Here is a 22,751-nt window from a genome sequence, read left to right as displayed (position 1 = left end):
TCTCCCCCTCGAATTGTTTATGGCAACGATCAGCCCTTAATAGAACCAATCATAACACCCTGTACGAAATAACGCTGAAGGAATGGATAAATCAGGATGATCGGCAGCGTCGCCACGATGATGACCGCGTAGCGGACGAGCGCCGCGATCTCCGCCTTCGTGTTCATGGCGGCCGCCGTGGAGGCGTCGATCGCTCCGCCGCCCTGCGCGCCCATCTCCTGAAGCACGAGAATCTGGCGCAGCACGAGCTGCAGCGGATACTTGGCGGCATCGTTCAAGTAGATCAGCGCCGAGAAATAGCTGTTCCAGTTGCCGACGCCGTAGAAGAGCGCCATGACGGCAATGATGGGCATCGACAGCGGCAGAATGATTCGCACGAACAGCTTTATATTGGAAGCCCCGTCGATCAGGGCGGCTTCTTGCAGCTCTCTGGGGATGGAACTTTGGAAGAATGTTCGAGAGACGATGATATTCCAGATCGACGCGGCGGACGGGATGACGATCGCCCACATCGTATCGATCATGCCCAGCTGCTTCACGAGCAGATAGGTCGGCACGAGACCGCCGCCGAAGAACATCGTCACCATGAACATGCCGGTGAAGAAATGGCGGCCGACGAAATCCTTCCGGCTGAGCGCGTAGGCGGCGGGCAGCGTGACAAGCAAGTTGATGGCGGTTCCGACGATCGTGTAAATCAGCGTGTTGGTATAGCCCACCCATATATTCGAATTGGCGAACACCCTTTTGTACCCGTCGAACGTGATGTCCCTCGGCCATAGCCACATCTCGCCGGAGGCGACCAGCTTCGGATTGCTGATCGAGGCGCTCACCATGTAGACGACCGGATAGAACACGATCAGGAAGGCGATCAGCACGTACAAGGTATTACAGAACAGAAACAGCTTATCGCGCTTGGTTTCTCTGACGCCGGCTAGCATGCGCGTCCCTCCTCCCTACCATAGGCTATTCTCGCTCGTCCGCCGGACGATCTGATTAACGACGACGAGCAGAATCGCGTTGATGACCGAGTTGAACAAGCCGATCGCGGTCGAGAAGCTGTACTGGGCATCGACCAGGCCCGACCGGTACACGTACGTCGAGATCACGTCCGAGCTGCTCATGTTGAGCGGGTTTTGCAGCAGCAGGATTTTCTCGAACCCGACGCCGAACAGACTGCCCATGTTCAATATGAGCAAGATCGTCATCGTCGGGAGCAGCGTCGGAATGTTGATGTGGCGAACGCGCTGGAAGCGTGATGCGCCGTCGATGATCGCCGCCTCGTGCAGACCCGGATCAACGCCCGATAGCGCCGCCAAATAAATGATCGTCCCCCAGCCTGCGCTCTGCCACACGCCCGACAGCACGTACATCGTCTTGAACCATCGCGGATCCGTGAGCAAGTCGGGCGCCGTGAAGCCGAGCCATTCGATCATCCGGATGAGAATGCCCGTCGATGGAGACAGGAACGAGATGATCATCCCGGCCATGACGACGACGGAGATGAAGTGCGGCGCGTACGTCACCGTCTGCGCCAGCTTCTTGAAGAATCCGTTCTTCACCTCGTTGAAGGCGAGCGCCAGAATGATCGGGATCGGAAACCCGACGGCCAGCTCGTATAGGCTGATGCTCAGCGTGTTCCAGATCAAGTCCCAGAAGTAATACGAATGGAAGAACCGGACGAAATGATCGAAGCCGACCCAGGGGCTTCCGAATATGCCTTTGGTCGGGATGTAGCTCTTGAACGCAATCTGGATGCCGTACATCGGGCCGTACGAGAAAATGAGAAAGTAGAAAAACGCGGGAGCGATGAACAGATACAGCTCCCAATTGCGGGCGATTTTCTTCCAGGTCCTTTTCCTCTTCTTGGCCGGAATCGATAAAGCGACGCTGGTTGCGGCCGCGTTCGTATTCGGCATCGGATCACTCCTCTCTTCGGTTGGTCGCAAACTCGAGTGCGTCGTGTGAACTTGTCTGACGCTTACACCATTAACAGTAGCCGACCGGACGAGGACCGGTAAATATGTCATTTTCGATCCGAGATGAAACCGCTTAACATCGCTTCATAAGCGAGATTTACGCATCGAACTGACAATCGCGCCGTGTGTTATTTTTGCGCTGTTCGGGCGATGAATGGTTTCATGTGCAAAAATGACAATGTCAAGTCTGCGCTAGTGTATGCGTTAACATAGGCGGGACGAAGCGAATTTCATGTAAGGTATGCGACTGTAAATTTGACACATCAAAGTATGGCCGCGCTATATCTCATAAAGGCGGAGGCGCGATTCATGAATAGACGGTTGACTCATTTCCGGCCATAACAAAGACCGGGGACGATGCCCCCGGTCTTCTGCCTGCGCGCCAACTTCGTCTTCTCTTCGCAACGACTTCGATCTTGGCACGATTATGGGAATGATTTGCGCATTATTGCTTCTTGATCGCCGCTTGATAGATCTCGATATATTTCGCGAGATTGAGACCGTCGAAGCCTTTGACGTAAGCGTCCCAATCCTTCTCGATATTCTTGTCGCCGATAATGAACTGCGCCATGTTGGACATGACGTAATCCTTGATCGACGTCGTCAGCTGCGCCGCCGCGTCCGAATCCTCCGGACGGATATATGCGGTGGACGGATAGATTTCTTTCGGCGCGTAAGGGGCGAACGTGCTCGTCGCGTCAGCCAGCCGTTTCTCGTACCCTTTGCCGCTGAGCGGATCTTGGTTCGTCGCGAACAGATCGCGGAATTCTTTGGACAGATCCTTCGGACCGAGCAGCGACCAGCTGTCGTTGCGCACGACGTTCTCGTCCTGCGGCTGCAGATTCTCGAACGTATATTTCGCGGGCTGGCCGCCGACGTTCTTCTCGCCTTCGGCCGCTTTGTTCCAGCCGATGCCTTCGAGCGGGCCGTATTCGCTGTACAGCGCTCCTTCCTCGGAGAACGCGTAGTCGGCGATTTGGAGGGCGGCGATTTGCTGCGCTTCGCTCGCTTTGTTCGTGATCGCGAAGGCGAATTCGCCCAGACCGAGCGAAGTTCCGGCCAGCTGAACGCCATTCGGCCCTTTGAGCGGCGGCACGATGACCCAATGCTTCTGGCGTTCGTTGTTGTCGTCGTACGTGTCGACCAGATAGCTGAGCAGCGCGGTCGTAATCGACCCGACGATCTCGTCGCCCTCGCGCTTGCCGAGCTGGCCGACCGCCTGATCGTTCTGCGTGAACGAGGCCGGATCGATCAGTCCTTCCGCATACAGCTTATGCATGTATGCCAGGCCGTCCTTCCACGCCGGCTTATTGGCGGCGAAATCGACCTTGCCGTCCGTCATCGTCAAATATTTGCTGTTATCGTTATAAATAAAGGCGTTCATCAGATAGGCGTCAATATTCCCGTTCCACACGTATTTGTCCGGCGCGCCCGTCAGCGGAATTTCGTCCGCCTTGCCATTGCCGTTCGGGTCCTGCGTCTTGAACGCCTTCAGCGCAGCATACAGTTCATCCGTCGTCGTCGGCACGGCAAGGCCCAGCTTATCGAGCCATTCCTTGTTGATCCAATATTTCTGGGCATGGGTACAGTGATAGCATTCGTTGAGCCGCGGAATCCCATAGATATTGCCGTCCGGCGCGACCATCGCTTCCTTGAAGTACGGCTTCTTCTCCATCATCGCCTTAATGTTCGGCGCGTGCTTGTCGATCAAATCGTTCAGCGGAATGAGCACGCCCTGCTTGCCGTACGTAACGAGATCGGCGTTCGAGAACTTGCCCTCGAGGAACACCTCCGGATAATCGCCGCTCGCCAGCAGCAGCTGCCGGCGGTCGACCAACGCATCCGCCGGCGCGAGATCCCACTTGATGTTGACGCCGAACTTCTCTTCCACCAGCTTCGTGTACGCGTTGTCTTCCAGCGGCGCTTTCCCTTGCGGCGCGAACAACGTCAGCTTCACCGGCCCCGCCACGGCCGGTTCTGGCGCTCCTTGATTCCCGCCTTTCTCTTCATTTCCACCCCCGCCTGAACAAGCTGCCAGCAGCATGCTCGCAATCGTAAACATCGCCACAACCGAACCCCATCGTGTTTTCACCTAGACCCCTCCTCAACGTGTTCACCCCAGAATTGCTCAGACAAACTAACTATTTTGCCGATATTCGGCAACCTAGAGCATGGCGGACATTCCCCCTTTCAAGAGCGAGAAGGCGGCCATGTTTTGTGAACTTGAGATCCGAACAGTAGGCGGAGCATGCGTGGTGAATTGGAGAAGCGAAGCGTTCGCCTTTGTGATCGATTTCCACCAATAATAAACGTTAAATAAAAAGGAAATCGGGAACAACAGCGATCGGAAATCACCACGCATACGCAGCCCCCCACCTGTTCGGCTCTCAAGTCACTAACTTCAGCTAGCCTTTGAGCGACCCTATCATGACGCCTTTCACGAAATGCTTCTGCACGAACGGATACATAACGAGCACCGGCACGCACGCCACGACGATCAGCGCGTACTTGAGCACCTGCTCGAACCCTTGGTCGCGGAGCCGCGTCGCCGTGTTCGCGAGCATCTCCGGGTCGGCCGCGTTCAGAATGAGCACGTTGCGCAGCACGTATTGCAGCGGGAACAGCGCCTCGGACCGCAAATAGATGAGGGCGTCGAAATACGCGTTCCAGTGGCCGACAGCATACATGAGCGTCATGACCGCGAGGATTGGCTTGGAGAGCGGCAGCACGATGCTGACCAAGTAGCGCGTATCCCGGCAGCCGTCCATCTTCGCCGCCTCCTGCAGCTCCAGCGGAATGGACGTCTGGAAGAACGTCCGGGCGATGATGACCTGGAACACCGAGAGCGCGCCGGGCAGCCAGAGCGCCCACCTTGTATCGAGCATATGCAGCTCTTTGACGAGCAGATAGGTCGGAATGAGACCGCCGTCGAAGAACATCGTGATGATCATGAGCACCATGACGACGTGGCGCGCGCCAAATCCTTTTTGCGATAACGGGAACGCGAGGAGCACCGTGAACGCGACGTTGATGAGCGTGCCGATGACCGTATAGACGATGCTGTTGTAATAGCCGAGCATGAGCTGCGAACTTTTGAAAATGGACGCGTACGCCTTGAACGACGGCTCGACGGGCAGCAGCCATACCCGTCCGGAGACGACCGCCCTCGGCGAGCTGAGCGAGGAGCTGACGATATACACGAGCGGATACAGCACGGTGAGCATCAGCGCGGTGAGCAGCGTGTAGATGATCAGGAGCAGAATCCGGTCGCCCAGCGGTTCTCGAATGCGGTTGCGATTAAACATGGTCCTCCTCCCCTTCTACCATAGGCTCGTCTGCGAGACGCGGCGCGCGATGAAATTGACAGTCAGCAGCAGAATCAGATTAATAACGGAATTGAACAGGCCGACCGCCGAGGAGAAGCTGAAATTGGCGCCGAGCAATCCGACCTTGTACACGTAGGTGGAGATGACCTCGGAGGCGCTGACGTTGAGCGGGTTTTGCATCAGATAAATTTTCTCGAAGCCGACGCCCATCACGCTGCCGAGACTTAAGATGAGCATAATGACCGTGACCGGCACGAGCGCGGGGAGATCGATGTGGATGATCTTCTGCAAGCGGGACGCGCCGTCCATGCGCGCCGCCTCGTAGAGCGACGGATCGACGCCGGCGAGCGCGGCGATGTAGATGATCGAGGCATAGCCCATCTCCTGCCAGACGCCGGACCAGACGTAGATCGATTTGAAATACTCGGGAATGCCCATGAAGTTGGTCGACGGCAGGCCGACGAAGCCGAGCAGCCGCTCCACGACGCCGACATGCGGGGTCAGCATTAGAATAATGATGGACACCATGACGACGGTGGAGATAAAATGCGGCGCGTACGTGATCATCTGGACCGATCGTTTGAAAAGACCCGTCCGCACTTCGTTGAGCGCCAAGGCGAGCAGAATCGGAACGGGAAATCCGGCGAGCAGCGAATAGAAGCTGATCCCGATCGTATTCTGGATGAGCAGCCAGAAGTTTGGCGAATGGAAGAACGTCTCGAAATGCTTGAAGCCGACCCAATCGCTGCCCCAGATGCCCTTGATGACGTTGAAATCCTTGAACGCGATCTGGACGCCGAACATCGGAATGTATTTGAAGACGAGCAAGTAGAGCACGGGCAGCAGCACGAGTACGTATAACTCCCAGCTCCTTCGGAAATTGATCCAAGCTTTCCCCATAGGCAAATCTCCTTATGTTTTCTGAATTGGCGTTTCTATTGTTTTCGTGTTCGCGGAATGCTGCATTCCCAATCTCCGATTGTGAACGCAAACCAATCCGCTTTCGTGTTCGCGGAATGCTGCATTCCCAATCTCCGATTGTGAACGCAAACCAATCCGCTTTCGTGTTCGCGGAATGCTGCATTCCCAATCTCCGATTGTGAACGCAAACCAATCCGCTTTCGTAAATTCATCCTAGCTCGGCGGTCGAGATGGCGGCAATTTGTAAGTTTCTTCCGTTCTGCAATTTTCGCTCGCCCCTTGTACCACGCCGCTTTCCGAGCCTGCACGTTCGAATCGGCTTATTTCCTTCTCTTCCCGTATTTCGCGTAGACGAGAAAAATCCTTGAGCGACGGCGGGTTTCCCCGTCCGGGCTTAAGGATTGGCGGCTTGAATCGTATGGACCGCGGCGGTCTGCCGGCGGTAATCGCTCGGCGAGACGCCCACGTTGTTCTTGAAGGCGCGATTGAAGGAATTGTAGTTGAAATAGCCGACGTCCTGGCTAATCTGCTGAAGCGACGTATCCGTCTCGACCAGCCGCCGCTTGGCGTTCTGGATGCGCAGCCCGATGAGGAAATCGACGAAATTCTCGCCGAACTCCTCCTTGAACAGCTTGCTTATGCTCTTGGCTTGAAGCTCGAATTTCTCGCTTAGGAACTCGAGAGACAGCTCGGGATTCGCATACTGCGCTTCGATGAAGCTCCGGATGTCCAGGATGACGCCTCGGTTGCGATGCGAATCCCGGAGCAGCTGCATCGAGGCAGCGGCAGAAGCGTAAATCCGCCCGCATCCTTCATGCAGTTCTTCGGCGGTCTCCCACTGTTGCTCGAGGTCGCGCAGACCGCGCTCCATCTCCTGCCAGACGCTCCCGTATTCCTTGCTCAGCTCCCGGAAGGCGCGACCCAGATGATGCTGCTGAAATTGAAGGAGACTTTCGATCTCGCCGCGGGAACAGACGTCCTCCTTCATGTGCCGGAACAACTGATCGAGATGTCGGCTCCAGCTCGGATCGGAGCATCGCAATGCCATCGCGAGCGCATGGATCGTCGCGTAATATTCGGTCATGCTTGCTTGCGACCGGCCCGTCAGCTCGAGCTCGATCACGCGTGCCGTACCTTGGATCGCTTTGTACGACAGCAGTTGGCCGGCGGCCTTGTAAGCGACGCGGATCGCTTCCAGCGAATCCGCTTCTCCGTCGCAGCCGATCGTGACGGTGAACCGCAGATTTGTGTTCACCCACTGGACGATCGATTGCGCGATCGAATGCCGCGATTCCCTGAAGCGACGTTCTTGCGATAACCATACGACGGCCGATAACCGGCGGTCGGCCGTCCATTCCGCCCAGATCGCCGCTTCATGCTGCTGCGCCGTTTCCTGGACGATGCTGGCGAGCAGAAATTTATAGATCGATTGGTCATGCGGATGGTGCGATTGGAGGAATGCGCCGTAACGGTCGATCTCCATGACGAGGACGAACGCCTTCTTGCCGTCCGTCGCCAACTGCTGGGTATCGATCTCGGACTGCCATTCCGCCTCCGTCATCGCGGCGGCGCCTTCCAGCGCTTCTTGATAGCGGTGCCTTCTCCGCATGATCGCATGCTCCGCGTTCTCACGCTGCACCTTGCGCGTCTCGTCCATCAACTGCGTCAGCGCGCTGTGAATGAACCCGATCTCGTTGTGCTTGGCGCGCTCCGACTCGGGTTGAACGAGCGAACTCGTCTGTATGAGCGATACGATCTGTTCGATCGGCCGGTAATTCCGTCTCGTGACGTACCCGACCCACACAATGCCGAGCAGCACCGCCAGAAGCGCCGTCGTGAACCAGATGCCGTACACATCCATCGTGAGCCGAAGCAAACCTTTCTCCACCGAGCCGCTCTCCACCTGCCACCCCGTATAAGGCGACGTGAAGCGAGACAACCGCTGCCCCGGCTCGCCCTCGCCCGTTCCTCCGAACAAGCTCCGGCCCGTTCCATCCAGGATGGACACGTAGCTCGTGTCTTGGTTATACATCTGCGTTAACGTCCGGCCGAGCTTCGCCAAGCTGACATTCACGACATAATAGCCCTTCGTGCTGCTTGAATAATAAGGAACGGATTGCACGAGCGTTATGACGTCCGTGCTTTCAACATCAGAATAAGCTCGATAGGCGCGCGCTCCCGTCCACTTGGCGGACGCTTCCCGTCTCGCATACCGGTCGATCAGCGGCTTGTCCGGGAATTCGTCCAGCTTCCCCGAACCGTCCCCGAGGACGAATCCGTCCCCCAAGCGTACGAAATACACCGAATCGATCATCGGATGGCTGAACTTCAAATCGTCCATGGCTTTGATCGCTTGGATGTTCCCGTAGACGCCGGCCTTGTTCGCATCGAAGAAAGCGCCGACGACCGGCTCGGTAAGAATATCGTTAATCACCTGGTAGCTGACGGATTTCAGCGAGCCGTCCACATATGAGACGACATGCTCGGCCAGGAAGGCGTTGGCTTTGATCGCGTCCTTGCGGGTCTGCTCGTTCAAGGTCTGGAAGAACACGACGAACAATATCGTGGTCACGACGAAAAACACGGGGAGGTATGATAAAAGCAGTTTGCGAAACCAAATTTTATGCATATAACGCCTCCCTTTACGTTCTCGCGACAGGATCGGGCCAATAAGCGAATGATGCCGCGACGCGTTATACAGCTGTCAACCGGAACACGTGCGCGATCGGGGCTTTCTCCGTTCGTTCGCCAAGCGGCAGCTTCACGAGAAGTCCGTCCTCCGTCCGGGTAAAATCCAGCTTGCCCGCCTGCCCGACCAACTCCACCGCCGTCACCGGCTCCGTGTAAGGGAGCGGCACATAATCCGGAACCGGCGACTCCTCGCTTGGATAAAGATACGAACCGTATACCGTCTCTCCCTTGCGAGTAAACGCGCAGGAGCGGGTGAAGTACGGCGCGCAGATCCGCGTCCCGTAGACCGCTTCGCCGTAGCGCTTCATCCAGACGCCGAGCTCCTTCATCCGCTGCATCGCTTCCGCGGGAAGCCGGCCGTCCGGCTGCGGTCCGACGTTCAGCGCCAGATTGCCGCCCTTGGCCACGACCTCTAATAGAATATGTACCAGCTGACGAGCCGATTTATACCGGTCGCCGTACCCGAAGGAGAACGAGCTGCCCATCGTAATACAGCTTTCCCACGGGACGTGCAGCGGGCGATCGGGGATCGTTTGCTCCGGGGTCACGTAATTCTCGTACGGTCCGCCTACCGTCCGGTCCGCCGACAGCAGCCAAGGTTGAATTTCTCGCGCTCGCCCGATCACCTCTCCCAGCCGGATGTCCTGCTCCCGCCGCTCGGCGTTGACCCACCCGGCATCCAGCCATAGCACGTCGATTCGGCCATAGCGGGTCATCAGCTCCATGATCTGCTCGTGCGTGAATTGCACGAACCGCTCCCACAGCCATGGATGCGTCTTCGGATCATACGAAGGACCGCGCCACATATGGCGGCCGCGCGCCATGCCCGGCGCCCAGTAGTATGGCGTATGCCAATCCGCCTTGGAGAAGTAAGCGGCGATGGCAAGTCCTTGCGACCGGAACGCGTCGAACAAATTCCGGCACACGTCGGCGTAGCGGTGCGCGTGGAAAGGCGTATTCGGTCCGGTGATCCGGTAGTCCGTCGTATGCGTATCCCACATGCAGAATCCGTCATGATGTTTCGTCGTGAAGATGAGGTACTTGAACCCGCCTTCTGCCGCGGCCTTCGCCCATGCGTCCGGCTGGAACCGGATCGGATTGAACGTCTTGTTCAGGTCGAAATATTGGCGCTTGAAGTCCTCCATATCGTCGGTCCAATCGATGTCGTTCCTGGACCAGTCGCCGTCTTCGTCGCTGAGCGCCCATGATTCCACCAGACCCAGCTGCGAATACGGCCCCCAATGCATCATGAGCGCCAGCTTCTGATCTTGGAACCATTCCAGCCGTTCCAGCAGCAGCGGGTCGTCCGGCTTCACCCATTCGGCCTCGCTGCTGAAATTGTGCACGCCTTGCGCGACTTCGTGCGAGGGCTGCTGCTCCTCCTGTTCGGTTGTCCGCTGCGCGGTCGTCTCGTTCATGGATATTCCTCCCTGCCCTTTTTTCCTTGTTTATCGATAATCCGCCGCTTGTCGTCTACTTGCAGTTATGCTCTTCATGAGCATAACGAGCGCCTCTTCCCCGCTCAATGTGTGATTTTCCGCAAGAACGCTTTTTTCCGTGGACAAGCTGTTTTGTCGGATGGAGCAGCGGATTTTCGGATCATGGCAATATGTCAAAATTGATCTAGCTCCTGGAAGAATACCCCATAATGACAATCGTATCGACCCTGCCCAGGTTCGACCAGATGCTCGACGATGAAAGATAAACAACAATAGTATATCTTTAATCAATCTGTATATATTGATTTACGATAATTGTCATGTTAAATTCAAAGGAGAATAGAGAATCGAGGTGTACGATATGCAGCGAGGAACCATTTTCTTCTTGAAAGCGGCGGTTGTTTTGACGGCCATCCCGGTACTTGCCTTGTGCCTAATCGGTTTGCCCTCGGTCGCGAACGAAGCCGCTCAGCGCTTTCCGGCCATTTGGCTATATCCGGTTATCATCGGATTGTATGCGACGGCGTTTCCGTTCTTCATCGCGTTGCATCAGGCGTATAGACTATTACGCTTGATTGACGAGAACCTTGCGTTCTCGGAATCGACGATAAGCGGGCTGAGAAAGATCAAAACCTGTGCGGCAGCTATCAGCATGTTGTACGCGGCCTTTATGCCGTGCTTATTGATGATCGCGCAGGAAGACGACGCCCCGGGTCTCGCCGCGCTCGGATTGTTCGTTATCGTTGCTTCGTTGACCATCGGTTTTTTGGCCAACGTGCTTGGGCGGGTGTGGCAGGAAGCCATCGCCATGAAAGCCATTCACGATTTGATGGTCTGAATAGAAAATAGGCCAACGCGAACAGGGGGGTCCCGAAAGTCATCGATCGATGGCTTTCGGGACCCCCCGTTGATGCTGCTGCAAGGAATATGTTCTTCGGTCGCGGTCTGCGATTACAGCGCGCCTACCACCTTATGCGGCACGTACAGCTCTTCGAGCGACGCGATCTCTTCCGGCGTTAACGAGACTTCGAGCGCCCCTACCGCCTCTTCGATATGGGCGATTCGCGTCGCGCCGATTATAGGGGCGGTCACCGGCTGCTTCTGCAGCAGCCACGCGAGCGCGACTTGGGCGCGCGGGACTCCGCGACGCGACGCGATGGCGCTCACCCGGTCCGCGATGACGCGGTCGATGTCCGCGGTGGCGTCGTATTTCATTTTCTGGGCGGGATCGGTCTCGGAGCGCGGCGTGACGACGGACCACTCGCGCGCCAATCGGCCCGACGCGAGCGGGCTGTATGGAATGACCGCGATCTTCTCCTCTTGGCACAGCGGCATCATCTCCCGCTCCTCTTCGCGGTAGATGAGGTTGAGATGGTTCTGCATCGCGACGAACCGCGTCCAGCCATGCCGTTCCGCGACGTGCAGCGCCTTCTGGAACTGCCACGCGTACATGGCCGAGGCGCCGATGTATCGGGCTTTGCCGGCTTTCACGACGTCATGCAGCGCCTCCATCGTCTCTTCGATCGGGGTGTTATAATCCCATCGGTGAATCTGGTACAGATCCACGTAATCCGTCCCGAGCCGCTTCAGGCTGTTATCGATCTCGCTCAGGATCGCTTTGCGGGACAGGCCTGCCCCGTTCGGACCCGGACTCATCCGGAAGAACACCTTCGTCGCGATGACGACCTCGTCGCGGTTCGCGTAATCCTTGAGCGCGCGTCCGACGATCTCTTCGCTGGCGCCGGTGGAATAAATATTCGCCGTATCGAAGAAGTTAATGCCCAGATCCAGCGCCTTCTTGATGAACGGACGGCTGTTCTCTTCATCCAGCAGCCATGGATGATTCCACCGCTCGACGTCGCCGAAGCTCATGCAGCCCAGACAAATCCGAGAGACATCCAGACCGGTATTGCCGAGTTTCACGTATTCCAAAGATTGTTCCTCGCTTTCGGAATCGAGAGTATCCGCTAGCCGTTTCTCTATGTTGACGATATTGTGCAGATCGCTGCTATTATCGCACTTGGAGTGGACTCCAAGTCAAGCTGTTTAGGAAAGATTGCCCGCAGCATCATGCCAGCCGAGCTTATAGAGCCACATCGTATAATCCTTCAAGAACGCGTTCACCTGATCAAAGTCCGGCATGTTCCCCAGCTTGGCGTTGGCATGCAGTTTGCTCTCCGCTTCCGCGATCAGATCGTCGATAATGACGAGATACTCATCCCGCTTGTATTTGCCGCGCTTGATTTCGAGCAAATCCTCTCGATCGCGGCGATAGAGCCGAATATCGCCGGTGTCCAGCAGCTCGATCATAAGGCGCGCGCATTTGATCGCGTTCATCGCTTCCTTCGTCTCGTACCCGTAGCGTTCGGCGCGCGCGATTTTGTCCGGACGCTTCAGACTGTCAGCCGGCACCAAGGCGCGCTTGCAACACCCTTTAATGAAGCCTATATACCGCTTGACCAACGCCTTGGACAAGAAGAGTTCGCGCGCTTCCAGAATCGGCAGCACCCGGTCGTCGCGGAGCAGCTGGAACCGCTCGGACACATACATCATTTCGAACGGCACGATCTCGCCATGGTAAGCTTCCTTAATGAAGTGGCGGGGACTGAACAATTCGATGTCGAGATCGTCCGCCGCGTTGATTTTCCCCGTACCGCCGACAAGCTTCGTATGCTCGAAGCTCTTCAGTCCGAGGAAGTAATTCGCGTCCAAGAACACGATGCCCCGATAATCGAGATCCGACGTCTCGTCGTTCGTCCCGCTAATGACGGAGCCGGCTTGGCAGACATAGATGAGTCCGTCCGCCAGATCGGCCGATCCGGTTCTGTCCGCGATAAATCGTTTTGCCTTGTCGAGCATGGCCATTCGCCTCCTCAGCCGTACCAGTCTATCATGAGATCGGAATAAAGTTCCCCGATCTTGCGGGAATCCGTCGCGGCGGGCAGCACCGTCGCCGCTTTGGCCTCGCGTAACCGCGTCTCCAGCCCCGCCACCATCTCGAATATCTCATCCCACGTATATTTCCCTTGCCGGATGCTTAACAGTTCGTCCCGGTCCTTCTCCCGATACACGTTCAGCTTGCCCGTGGTTAACACTTCGATCGCCATCTTCAATAAGCGGATCAGATGCATCGCATGCTTCTCGAGCTTCTCATCCGGCCGCTTGTTGCGCGCGCCCATCTTATTGAAGTTCTTGCTCGCGTTCGTCAGCTCGGCCGTCATGCCGGCCAGCTGCTTCAGCTCCAAGCCGTCGTAATGGACCGTCAGACCGATCGCCGCCTTGCCGTCGTCGTCGACGTTGACGCCGCGGATCGCGAACACGCCGTCCTTATAGCCGGGATAATGCAGATCGAAGGTCCGAATGATCCGTTCCAGCGTCTCGGTCAGATATGTGAGGTTGTCCTCGATCGTCGCCCGGCCAAGACCGCTCTTAATCCGCATCAGCTGTTGACGCGCGTAGCCTCCGAAGCTGTCGAAGCAGGCGGAGCTTAGGAACAGCTCGCGATGCTTGCGCAGCTCCTCGCCATGCTTCATGATTTTGGTCACGAATCGATCCTCCGTAAACAAAATTTCGAGCACCGTCGGATTTTGCGTGTTGGCCAGATTCATGAACTTCTTGAGCGCGTGATATTCATGGTCCGGCTCATGAGCGACCACGGTCTCGAACTCTTGCGACAAGTCGAAGCAATCCCGCTTCGGGAGAATAACGACGGACTTCTCGTCCACGTCGGAGGTTGCCGTATTCAGTCCGTAGGAGGTCGAACCCGTTATCGTGCGAAGTATCGTTTGCGGCTCAAAATACTGTTGGAGTTCCTCTGCCGTCATGTGATTGAATGTAACCATCGCTTCACCTGCCTCCTGCGATTATCGTAGCTCCATACTTATTCCATTGTCCCTTATCCGTTCCTTTTTTTGCAATCGATTCATGGCGTATCGAATTCGGACCGTGTTGCTGTCTTACGCAATCCAACGATAATTCTCTTAACAACACCAAGTTAACTAAAATAAAGAACCGCTGCATAACGCAACGGTTCTCTACTATCCGGTCGGATTTATAAGTTCGACGTCCTTCACGGGTAGACAACGTCGCGTAGGATCTGCAGATCGCCATCCAGCTGCTCCATCATGCGCGCCTCGATCGCGTTCAACCATTGATTCGCCGTAATCCCGGCGGGACGGGAGGCTTGGAGCTCCTTGTTCCATATTGCCTCCGCCTCTCCGGCTAACGGCGATGGCCAATAATCGGGAACCTCGGACATCCATTGCCAGCCGGGGCGGTTCACGCGATAATCCGTCTCCAACTCCATCGAGAGCCGAATATAATCCCATGCCGCCGTCTTCTTCCCGCTGTTCTTCAAGATGGAGAAGAACGATCCGCCATGGATGCCATAAGCTTGGAACGGTAACCGAGTGAACGCCCACCGAGACTCTTGTCCGGGAGCCCATTCCTTCAGCTGGTCCCATCCCCATTCGCCCATATACAGCATGATCAGCCGCCCGTCGCGGATCGCTTGCCGGCCAATCTCGTCCCACATGTTCAAATTCGACGGCAGTTGCTTCCGCTCCGCCTCCATCATCGCGGACGCGACGGACTTTATTTCGGGCGAGTTGCGCGTGAAGCTGCCCTGAGGCGTGAAATATCCTTTGCCCGCCGCGCCGATGTTCAGAATGTCCACGCCGTAACTTACGATCGAGTGTCCTTCGGCTTGGAGCGTCTCCGCCATCCGCAGCCAATTGGCCGGGTCTTCCATGAACGATGCGAGCGCCTCCGGTTCCGAAGGAAAACCGTATCGCGCCAGTATGTCCGCCCGGTAGAACGTACCTTGCAACGGGTAGTCCTTCGGGACGGCGATGAGCGAATTCCCGTCCATCGAACGAAACGGAGACAAGGTCAAGCCCTTGAACCATTCGTTCTGTATGCGCGCGGCGGCCGAGTAAGGCGCCTGCCCGAGATCTTCGAACAAATCCAAAGCTACGAGCGAATTGGCTTGGTTGTTATCGGCGATGATAAGATCCGGAACAGGATCAGCGGCCAGCCTATGCACGAAATCCTCGCCTGTCGCATACTCCCACGCGATCTTGCGGTTCGGATACCGCTTCTCGTATTCCGCGACGATCCAGTCTTGCGCTTCGATCGCCGCCAAGATGCGGAGCTCTCCCTCGGCATCGCCGCTTGTCGTCTCTATCTCTTTCGCGGCTGCGGGAATCGGCGAGTAGGCGGAGAAGGAGTCGGATGCGCTCTTGAAGCCGAACACCGCGGCAAAGCCGGCCAGTAGCGCGACTCCAAGGATGAAGCATGTCCATCGTTTAGTTCGTTTCATCCGCAACTCCTCCTTTAGCGTTCCCCTTTTGCCCTTGCAGCCATGCCGCAAGCCGGTCGGCGCTCATCGGTTTGCCATAATGATAGCCTTGATGCAGCGTGCATCCGGCTTTCGCCAGCAATTGGCCTGCTATTTCGTCTTCGATGCCTTCTCCGATGACTTGCCATCCTTGTTCCGCGGCCAAGTTCGTCAAATGACGGACGATGGCGAACGCCCGGTTCTCCTCCGTCAAGCGCCGCGCGAAGTCGCGATCGAGCTTGATGCCGTCGATGGGCAGCCGATCCAGCAGGTGAAGCGAGGAATAACCCGTGCCGAAATCGTCCAGCCAAATGACGATCCCTTGCTCCCGAAGCCGGCGAAGCGTGGCAACGACCTGGTCTAGCTCATGCGCGAATGCCTCCTCCGTCACCTCGATGTCCAGCATGGACGCGGGCAATCCCGTTTCCTGCAGCGTACGCTCGATGAGATCCGCAATCGCGTCTTGGGCTAGCTGAGATTTGGACAAGTTGATGCTTATCCGCAGCTCGGCGTATCCTTCGTCCATCCAAGCTTTCGCTTGCATGCAAGCGAGCCGCAGCACGTGCTCGCCGAGCAATCCCATCATCCCGTTCTGTTCGACGGCAGGAATGAATTGCAGCGGGGAAATGTATCCGTGATCCGGATGGAACCAGCGCGCGAGCGCCTCCATCATCACCGGCTGGCCTGAACGCGCGTCGACGATGGGCTGATAATGGAGCATAATCTCCTGCTGTTCGATCGCAAGCGGCAGCTCATGCTTGAGATTCAGCAGTCTGGACGTCGGCCGCGATTTGATTTCGCCGTAGAAGACGTAAGAGCTTTGGCGCTGTTCTTTCGCCACGTACATCGCGATGTCGGCATGCTTAATCAACGCTTCCGCATGATTTCCATCTTGCGGGTACAAGCTAATTCCGATGGAACCGCCGATCGTCACCTCTTCTTGCGTGAGGGCGAATGGTTCGTGTAGAATCGCGCGGACCGCCACTGCCAATGCCCGAACGTCCGCCTCTTCCCGATTTAACAGGACGATGACGAACTCGTCTCCGCCCAGACGGGCAATGAACGCTTCTTCCCCCGCCAAGGCCCGCAATCGATTCGCGACTTGCACGAGCAGCTCGTCTCCGGCCGCATGCCCGTATTTATCGTTGATCGGCTTGAACCGGTCCAGATCAATGAACATATACGCCGCCGCTTGCAGCGCCGCATCCCGCATATCCAGTTCTTCATGCACGAATTCGTTGAAGTGCCGCCGGTTCGAGAGTCCCGTTAACGGATCGTGATGCGCCAAATTTCTAAATTCGCGAAGCATTTGCTTCAGCTTCTCCGTCACGAAGGAGAAATTCTGAACAAGAATATGAATTTCTTCGATATTCGAATCGAACCATTCCGTCGATTTGGCCGAGCGGATCTGCTGCGGCAAATCCGTCGTCATCGCCGCGAGCAAGCGGATCGACCGGATGACGAAACGATGCAGGAAGAAAGCAAGAAAACCGATGGTCAGCGCGATATAGAGAACGTTGACCGACTGGGACAGAAAGTAAATGACCGCCTCGTGTTCGTACTTCTCGGTGGACATGCGCAGCAACACCGTGTAAGGCGCCAATTCCAGCCGATACACGTAAGCTGCGTCCCTTCGGTACGTGTCCGGCAGCTCCGACGCCGGCGCCTCCGATTCCCACCTGGACAACTCGCCCGTCAGCGGTCGCCATTTTCCCTCACCCAGCCATTGCAGCGCCCGATTGACCGCTTCGAAATTCATGCCGCGCATCAAGGTGCCATCGTCATCGAATAAAGCGGCTTGATCCACCGTCGTCCCGGATGCTTGGCGGATGATCTCCTGCAAATAGCCGATCTGAAGCAAACTTCGAAGCTCGAGCGCCTCTCTCTCGTCGTCGGACCACTGATTATAGGTATTCTCGATCAGCGACGACGTCAAATCGGCTTGATCGTTCATCTCGCTCATCATGTTCCGTTCCGCGATTTGGCCGGTGTTGATAATGAACAAGAAAGAGGACCCGATAATGCTGAACACCATCAGATCGAACAACACGCGCGCCAATCGGACGCGGCCCGCCCCTTTCGCTCTCAAATAGGGGACATACGTGGAGCATACGTCGATAGCCAGCGCATTGAACATGGCATTCACCACGATCACGACCATCTGCAGCATGAGCATCGGGGTTAACGCATTGTCCGTCAAGACGGGCATGAGGAGGAAAGAGGGCAGACCCGCGATTAGCCAAAACAGCATGACCGGCGTCAGATACCCTTTCTTCTTGCGCAACGTCCATAGGATGACGCACAGGTATTCCAGCAACGACAGTCCCGCCTGGAGGAGAGACTCCAGCTGCAGCGCAACACCCGCGGCATGCACGATGACCGCGATTCCAGCCGCTAGCCGCCAACCGCCTATCTGAAGCGCGGAATACAAGAATAGGCTGGCAAAATAAATCTCGATGCCCAGCACGAGATCGATGGGCGCCGCCAAGGACACGCCTGCGACAAGGCCAAGCAAAACCGATGCCATAGTCTTTCTAATCAACCGCCGATCCGCGGTACGGAATTCTCTCATTCGTGGTTCACTTCTTCCTTCGGCAAACTCTCCTGTATATATCGGCATTCCATCCAGCGTTATAACTGACAAAATCTAGCGTTTCCGTTAAGACGATCCCAACGGGAAAGAGCGCCCCTTGGAGAAAGAAGCGAACAGCAAAAAAATCCGCTCGATTAGCGGATTTCTTCTCGTGATTATGGATGCCTTGCCATCATGAATGATGAAGGATAACGGCCGTTACATTTGCAACACGAGCTTGCCGACCGTCTTCCCTTCTTCGAGACGCGCCAACGCTTCGCCCGCCTTCTCCAGCGGATACACGCCATCAATCTCGGCATGAATCTCTTTCCTGGCCAGCATGCTTAGCGCTTCCTTCGCCGCTTGCCCGGTCTCGACCGGGTTGCTGTCGCTTAAGCCGCCTAATGTGAAGCCCGCTACCTTCCGGTTGGACAGCCAGATCCCGTTGAACGAATGCGATACATCTTCATCCCCGCTCGCATTGCCGACGACGACGAGCTCGCCGAGCGGGCGAAGCACGTCCAAGCTTTGCTTGCGCATCGCGCCCCCGACCGGGTCGAAGACGGCATGCACGCCTGCTCCGTCCGTTGCGCGAAGCGTCTGTTCGACAAACTCGGAGCGGAGGAATAATTCGTCATAGCCGAACGTCGCGGCTAGCTTCGTTTTCTCGGCGCTGCCGACGGTTCCGAACACCTTGCCGGCGCCCAAGCGTCTCGCCACTTGTCCCAAGAAGCTGCCTAAACCGCCGACCGCCGCATGGATCAGCACGTCGTCGCCGGAACGCAAGCGATTGACGTCCCGGATAGCCAGATAAGCGGTCGTAAGATTGACAATGGCGGCAGCCGCCGTCGCCAAATCCAAGTCCGCCCCCAATTGATCGAGCGGAACCGTCAGATCCGGCCGGACGTTCGCCACGGTGGCGTACCCGTTCATCTGATGGAGCGTCATCGCGGCGACGGGTTGACCGACGTAGAATCCTTCCACGCCTTCTCCGATGGCGCGCACATAACCCGACACTTCCAGACCCGGCGTTAGCGGCATCGGGAAGAAGGCGTCGAATTCGCCGCGGCTGAGCAGCACTTCGAAATAACCGACGCCCGCGTAAGCGACGTCGATCGTCAGCATGCCCGGCACGGGCTGAAGATCGGGCAGCTCGCGGTAGCGCAAGCCTGCCGAACCTGTTGGTTGTTCGATAACAATGGCTTTCATAGTGGATGGCCTCCTTGGTGGTTGGGAATGACTTGATTATAGAGCTGATCCAAGGAGGCAACCAGTTTGCGGTTATGCAGGTATCCAGACTAACAGGCTAACGCGCGGAAGACCGCAATGCCGCTATTTTGCGCGGGGTATCGGTACCGGCGACGGGAGCGAAGATGCAGCAGTGCAAATCCGGATTTCCGTTAATGTTGGAGAACGAATTTAATTGAAAGTCCAGCCGTCCTAGCTCCGCATGATCGAACGCGAACATGATCGCTTGCTTCTGCCGAACGTCGTGCAGCCGCCATTTCTGCTCGAACTCTTCGCTTCTCAGGCACATCTCCCGGACGAAGGCGTCAAACCAGAGATCGTCGGGCTTCTGATCATGGTTCATGCGAAAGACGCCGATCGTATAGTCCCGGACTTCGTCCCGATTCACCAATTGTTCGTTCATGTTCGGATCGGCGAAGAGCAGTCGCGTCATCACGCGATCTTCGGGGAGCATGGCGTCAAAATCAGCGATCACCTCGTTGGCCATCCGATTATACGCCAACACCTCGGTGCGATGATTGGCGATGATCGACGGATAGTCCAGCTGATCGATCAGCGGCTGAAGGTCGAGATTCACGTCGACCTCGCTCGGCTTCGCGTCCGCAGCGCCCTCGTAATTCGCAAGCCGAAGCAAGTGGGCATATTCCTCGGCGGACAATTGCAGCGCTCTGCTGACCGCGTCGATGACCTCTCTGGACACGAACGCGACTCGGCCTTGCTCGAGCCATGTATACCAAGTGATGCTGACGCCCGCCAGCTGGGCCACCTCCTCCCGCCGCAATCCCGGCGTTCTACGTCTTCCGAAGCGGCTGGCCATCTCGACCCGATCCGGATTCATCCGCTCGCGGCGGGATTTCAGAAATTGTCCGAGTATTTTATTCTTCTGATTCGCCAATGCCATTCTATCACTCCTATGTTTCGGCTGGATCGGCGCACGAAAATCGGTATACGGCGGTTCAAAGCGCACGCTTCAGCGGGCAGTCCCGTCTATTACGCGCGCCGCCGGTTTCGCGATCCGCTCCAGCAGCCTGTCGCCATATGTGTCGCGCAAGTTCAAATCGGGCATGTGGATATAGCCGATGTAGCAGTCGCAGGCGTTCATCCGGCATAGCCGTTCCCGCGCCAGCCCTTCCAGCCCTTCGCGGTACAGATGCCCGATTACTTGGCGGTCCTTGTAGCAGCGTTTCACCAAGCCCGGTCCCTGCACGTAGAAGACGTCCTGTCCGGCGCCGCACCGTTTGCCCGCGCTCTCGTAGTCGGCCGCGTTCAGATCGAACAGCGGATCGATATCGCGCAGGAAGACGAGGTCCGCCTCCGCGTAATAGTCCGTCTTATCCTTATATGCGTTCACCCACAGATACAGCTCGGAGGGCAGCGCTCGCCTTAGCGAAGCAATGGCGTCGAACGCGCTGCGCACGCCGACCGTGCCGACGCTCAGCGGAATGCCCCGCTCATGCAGCCGCAAGCATTGACGGATGAAGCTCGCTTCGTCCGTCTGTCCGGGGTGATACGTTGCCCAGAACGCCCCCGTCTCGCGGTTCAGCCGGTCCGTCCAATCGAGCTTCGCCGACAGATTCGTCTGAATGGCTACTTTATCGACGTGCGCCAGATGGGACAGCTCGACCATCGCTTCCCGGTACCAGCGGTGTATCAGCCCTTCTCCATAGGGGTTGAAGAAGACCGACAGCCGATGGCCGGCAGGCTGCTGCGCCTTCACCCATTCCACGAACGCGCGCACTTGGTCGCGGTCCTTCGCCAGCGTCGCGGCGCTGTCTTTGTTTTTGCTAAAGGGGCAGTACGGACAATCGTAATTACAAGACGATAGACTTCCCCGGTAATATAGGACGGCCTTCATCGCATCTCGAATCCTTCCATCCGCGCCCGGATGTCGGGCGTTATGAACCAATCGCCGATTGCGTCCGACAACGCCAGTCCCGCAACCGTCAGCTTCAATCGTCCGGCCTCGAATACCGCTAATCCCGCTTCCGCGAGCAGGCCAAGCTCGACATAATCGTCGATCGCCGCCGAGCCGAACCGCGTCGAATAGCTCGACAACTCCAGCCCCTCGGCATGCAGGATCGCCTTCAAAATATACCGCCGGCGCAGTTCCTCCCGGTTCAGCACGATCCCGTAATCGGCCGTATCGTAACGTTCGGCCTGCACGTAATCGGCGATAATGCTCGCCGTTGCCTTTCGGCCGACGGCATACCGAGACGCGTAATGCACGTCGCGGGTATATGAGCGGGCGCCGCAGCCGAGCCCGACCATCCCTTCCTCCTGGCAGTCGTAGGGCAGCAACGTTTTGTCCGATGCTATAGCGGCTTTGGCGAACCTGCGCATGGAATACTGCCGATAACCGGCCGCCAGGAGACGCTCCCGCGCCGCGAGGTAGCAGGCCATTCGAATGTCCGTCCCGCTCTCCTTGACCTGAGAAGGCTTCACGATCGTATGCTCCCGCGTGTAGAGCGGATAGAGGAAGATCTCCTCGGGGTCGTGAGCGAGCGCGCGCTCGAGCGAATAGAGCCAGGAATCCACGGTCTGACCGGGCAAGCCGTAGATCAAATCGAGATTCAGAATCGGGAAATCGTACGCGCGAAGCAGCGTCAAGGCGCGCTCGACCTCGTCCGGTTTCTGCGGCCGGTAGATGGCGGCAGCCTCGGCTTCAACGAAGCTTTGGATGCCCATGCTGACGCGGTCCACCCGATTCTCCCGCAAGATGGCCAGCCGCTCCCGGTTCACCGTCTCCGGCGACGTCTCGACCGAGATGGAGACAAGATCGAGGTCGACGTCCAGTCGTTCCGTGGCGATCTCGAATAAGCGCTCCAGCTGCCGCGGGGCGAGCAGCGTCGGCGTGCCGCCGCCGATCGCGAACCGGGAGAAGGGACGGCGCTTCGCGAACGGAGCCCATTGCTTCGCTTGCCTCTCCAGCGCGTCCACGTACTGCTCATGCGCGTCCGCGCTTTTGTCCGGTAGCGTGAATAGATTACAGAATCCGCAGCGCGCGCCGCAGAACGGGATATGCATGTAGAGAAAGAACGTCTCCGCCGGTTCGCCCTCCCACAGCTGTTCGAGGCGAATCGGCTCATCGAAGGGACGGTAAGCCGTTTTGTGCGGATAGGCGTACAAATAGGATCGGTAAGGGTCAGCTGTCAGCCGCGCGCGCAGACGGTCCGCTTCCCTGCTCGCATCCGGCGCGCTTGGCATCGTTCGTCGTTTCGTGTTCATGCATGGCCTCCCCTC

17 protein-coding genes are annotated in these 22,751 nt (G+C 57.2%); 1 reads left to right on the top strand and 16 read right to left on the bottom strand.

The genetic code is table 11. From position 1 onward, the window contains the following. Window positions 1–29 precede the first annotated feature (29 nt). The 7 genes from BCM02_RS01705 to BCM02_RS01675 form a co-directional block, all read right to left on the bottom strand. Window positions 30–938, bottom strand: coding sequence for a carbohydrate ABC transporter permease (locus tag BCM02_RS01705; RefSeq protein WP_148927321.1), 909 nt, complete (start codon window positions 936–938; stop codon window positions 30–32). A 15-nt stretch (window positions 939–953) separates the two neighbouring features. Further along, a complete protein-coding gene (locus BCM02_RS01700) occupies window positions 954–1,916 on the bottom strand; it encodes an ABC transporter permease (protein WP_148927320.1) in 963 nt (320 codons plus the stop codon). Between the two features lie 505 nt (window positions 1,917–2,421). Further along, window positions 2,422–4,068 carry a type 2 periplasmic-binding domain-containing protein gene (locus BCM02_RS01695; RefSeq protein ID WP_246183143.1) on the bottom strand — a complete coding sequence of 549 codons (1,647 nt, stop codon included), beginning with the start codon at window positions 4,066–4,068 and terminating at the stop codon, window positions 2,422–2,424. A gap of 313 nt (window positions 4,069–4,381) precedes the next feature. Beyond that, window positions 4,382–5,281, bottom strand: coding sequence for a carbohydrate ABC transporter permease (locus BCM02_RS01690; RefSeq protein WP_148927319.1), 900 nt, complete (start codon window positions 5,279–5,281; stop codon window positions 4,382–4,384). Window positions 5,282–5,296: 15 nt separating this feature from the next. After that, a complete protein-coding gene (locus BCM02_RS01685; protein WP_148927318.1) occupies window positions 5,297–6,202 on the bottom strand; it encodes an ABC transporter permease in 906 nt (301 codons plus the stop codon). 415 nt (window positions 6,203–6,617) lie between these two features. Then, complete coding sequence (locus BCM02_RS01680; RefSeq protein ID WP_148927317.1) at window positions 6,618–8,852, bottom strand: AraC family transcriptional regulator; 2,235 nt, start codon at window positions 8,850–8,852, stop codon at window positions 6,618–6,620. A 64-nt stretch (window positions 8,853–8,916) separates the two neighbouring features. Continuing rightward, complete coding sequence (locus BCM02_RS01675) at window positions 8,917–10,332, bottom strand: alpha-L-fucosidase (RefSeq protein ID WP_148927316.1); 1,416 nt, start codon at window positions 10,330–10,332, stop codon at window positions 8,917–8,919. A gap of 382 nt (window positions 10,333–10,714) precedes the next feature. Here BCM02_RS01675 and BCM02_RS01670 point away from each other — a divergent pair, with 382 nt between their 5' ends. Continuing rightward, window positions 10,715–11,191 (top strand): DUF2975 domain-containing protein, encoded by a 477-nt coding sequence (locus BCM02_RS01670; protein ID WP_148927315.1) that lies wholly within the window; start codon window positions 10,715–10,717, stop codon window positions 11,189–11,191. A gap of 113 nt (window positions 11,192–11,304) precedes the next feature. Here BCM02_RS01670 and BCM02_RS01665 read toward each other — a convergent pair whose 3' ends face one another. The 9 genes from BCM02_RS01665 to BCM02_RS01625 form a co-directional block, all read right to left on the bottom strand. Continuing rightward, window positions 11,305–12,285 carry an aldo/keto reductase gene (locus tag BCM02_RS01665; protein ID WP_148927314.1) on the bottom strand — a complete coding sequence of 327 codons (981 nt, stop codon included), beginning with the start codon at window positions 12,283–12,285 and terminating at the stop codon, window positions 11,305–11,307. Window positions 12,286–12,399: 114 nt separating this feature from the next. Next, entirely contained in the window at window positions 12,400–13,212 is an 813-nt protein-coding gene (locus tag BCM02_RS01660; RefSeq protein WP_187433957.1) for a DNA polymerase beta superfamily protein, read from the bottom strand. A 14-nt stretch (window positions 13,213–13,226) separates the two neighbouring features. Next, window positions 13,227–14,195 (bottom strand): DNA polymerase beta superfamily protein, encoded by a 969-nt coding sequence (locus tag BCM02_RS01655; RefSeq protein ID WP_148927312.1) that lies wholly within the window; start codon window positions 14,193–14,195, stop codon window positions 13,227–13,229. A gap of 227 nt (window positions 14,196–14,422) precedes the next feature. After that, complete coding sequence (locus BCM02_RS01650; RefSeq protein WP_148927311.1) at window positions 14,423–15,673, bottom strand: ABC transporter substrate-binding protein; 1,251 nt, start codon at window positions 15,671–15,673, stop codon at window positions 14,423–14,425. After that, complete coding sequence (locus BCM02_RS01645) at window positions 15,660–18,218, bottom strand: putative bifunctional diguanylate cyclase/phosphodiesterase (protein ID WP_187433956.1); 2,559 nt, start codon at window positions 18,216–18,218, stop codon at window positions 15,660–15,662. Before BCM02_RS01645 ends, BCM02_RS01650 begins: the two co-directional genes overlap by 14 nt. Window positions 18,219–18,482: 264 nt before the next feature. Continuing rightward, window positions 18,483–19,472, bottom strand: coding sequence for a quinone oxidoreductase family protein (locus tag BCM02_RS01640; protein WP_148927309.1), 990 nt, complete (start codon window positions 19,470–19,472; stop codon window positions 18,483–18,485). Window positions 19,473–19,569: 97 nt separating this feature from the next. Further along, window positions 19,570–20,412, bottom strand: coding sequence for a helix-turn-helix transcriptional regulator (locus BCM02_RS01635; RefSeq protein WP_148927308.1), 843 nt, complete (start codon window positions 20,410–20,412; stop codon window positions 19,570–19,572). A gap of 69 nt (window positions 20,413–20,481) precedes the next feature. Beyond that, on the bottom strand, window positions 20,482–21,366 hold the full coding sequence (locus BCM02_RS01630; RefSeq protein WP_148927307.1) for an STM4011 family radical SAM protein: 885 nt from the start codon (window positions 21,364–21,366) through the stop codon (window positions 20,482–20,484). Further along, the gene (locus BCM02_RS01625) at window positions 21,363–22,736 is read right to left on the bottom strand and encodes an STM4012 family radical SAM protein (protein ID WP_148927306.1); all 1,374 of its coding nucleotides are present in this window, start codon (window positions 22,734–22,736) and stop codon (window positions 21,363–21,365) included. The genes BCM02_RS01630 and BCM02_RS01625 overlap by 4 nt, the downstream gene beginning before the upstream one ends. Window positions 22,737–22,751: the final 15 nt, after the last annotated feature.

Origin of the sequence: Paenibacillus methanolicus, assembly GCF_008124765.1 — a bacterium.
Classification (GTDB): domain Bacteria; phylum Bacillota; class Bacilli; order Paenibacillales; family Paenibacillaceae; genus Paenibacillus_Z; species Paenibacillus_Z methanolicus.
This window is presented reverse-complemented; position numbering and strand designations above follow the sequence as displayed.

Coding starts and splice junctions, on each gene's coding strand:
- BCM02_RS01705 (WP_148927321.1), bottom strand. CDS start 938: ATGCTAGCCGGCGTCAGAGAAACCAAGCGCGATAAGCTGTTTCTGTTC.
- BCM02_RS01700 (WP_148927320.1), bottom strand. CDS start 1,916: ATGCCGAATACGAACGCGGCCGCAACCAGCGTCGCTTTATCGATTCCG.
- BCM02_RS01690 (WP_148927319.1), bottom strand. CDS start 5,281: ATGTTTAATCGCAACCGCATTCGAGAACCGCTGGGCGACCGGATTCTG.
- BCM02_RS01685 (WP_148927318.1), bottom strand. CDS start 6,202: ATGGGGAAAGCTTGGATCAATTTCCGAAGGAGCTGGGAGTTATACGTA.
- BCM02_RS01680 (WP_148927317.1), bottom strand. CDS start 8,852: ATGCATAAAATTTGGTTTCGCAAACTGCTTTTATCATACCTCCCCGTG.
- BCM02_RS01675 (WP_148927316.1), bottom strand. CDS start 10,332: ATGAACGAGACGACCGCGCAGCGGACAACCGAACAGGAGGAGCAGCAG.
- BCM02_RS01670 (WP_148927315.1), top strand. CDS start 10,715: ATGCAGCGAGGAACCATTTTCTTCTTGAAAGCGGCGGTTGTTTTGACG.
- BCM02_RS01660 (WP_187433957.1), bottom strand. CDS start 13,212: ATGCTCGACAAGGCAAAACGATTTATCGCGGACAGAACCGGATCGGCC.
- BCM02_RS01655 (WP_148927312.1), bottom strand. CDS start 14,195: ATGGTTACATTCAATCACATGACGGCAGAGGAACTCCAACAGTATTTT.
- BCM02_RS01650 (WP_148927311.1), bottom strand. CDS start 15,673: ATGAAACGAACTAAACGATGGACATGCTTCATCCTTGGAGTCGCGCTA.
- BCM02_RS01645 (WP_187433956.1), bottom strand. CDS start 18,218: ATGGCATCGGTTTTGCTTGGCCTTGTCGCAGGCGTGTCCTTGGCGGCG.
- BCM02_RS01640 (WP_148927309.1), bottom strand. CDS start 19,472: ATGAAAGCCATTGTTATCGAACAACCAACAGGTTCGGCAGGCTTGCGC.
- BCM02_RS01635 (WP_148927308.1), bottom strand. CDS start 20,412: ATGGCATTGGCGAATCAGAAGAATAAAATACTCGGACAATTTCTGAAA.
- BCM02_RS01630 (WP_148927307.1), bottom strand. CDS start 21,366: ATGAAGGCCGTCCTATATTACCGGGGAAGTCTATCGTCTTGTAATTAC.
- BCM02_RS01625 (WP_148927306.1), bottom strand. CDS start 22,736: ATGAACACGAAACGACGAACGATGCCAAGCGCGCCGGATGCGAGCAGG.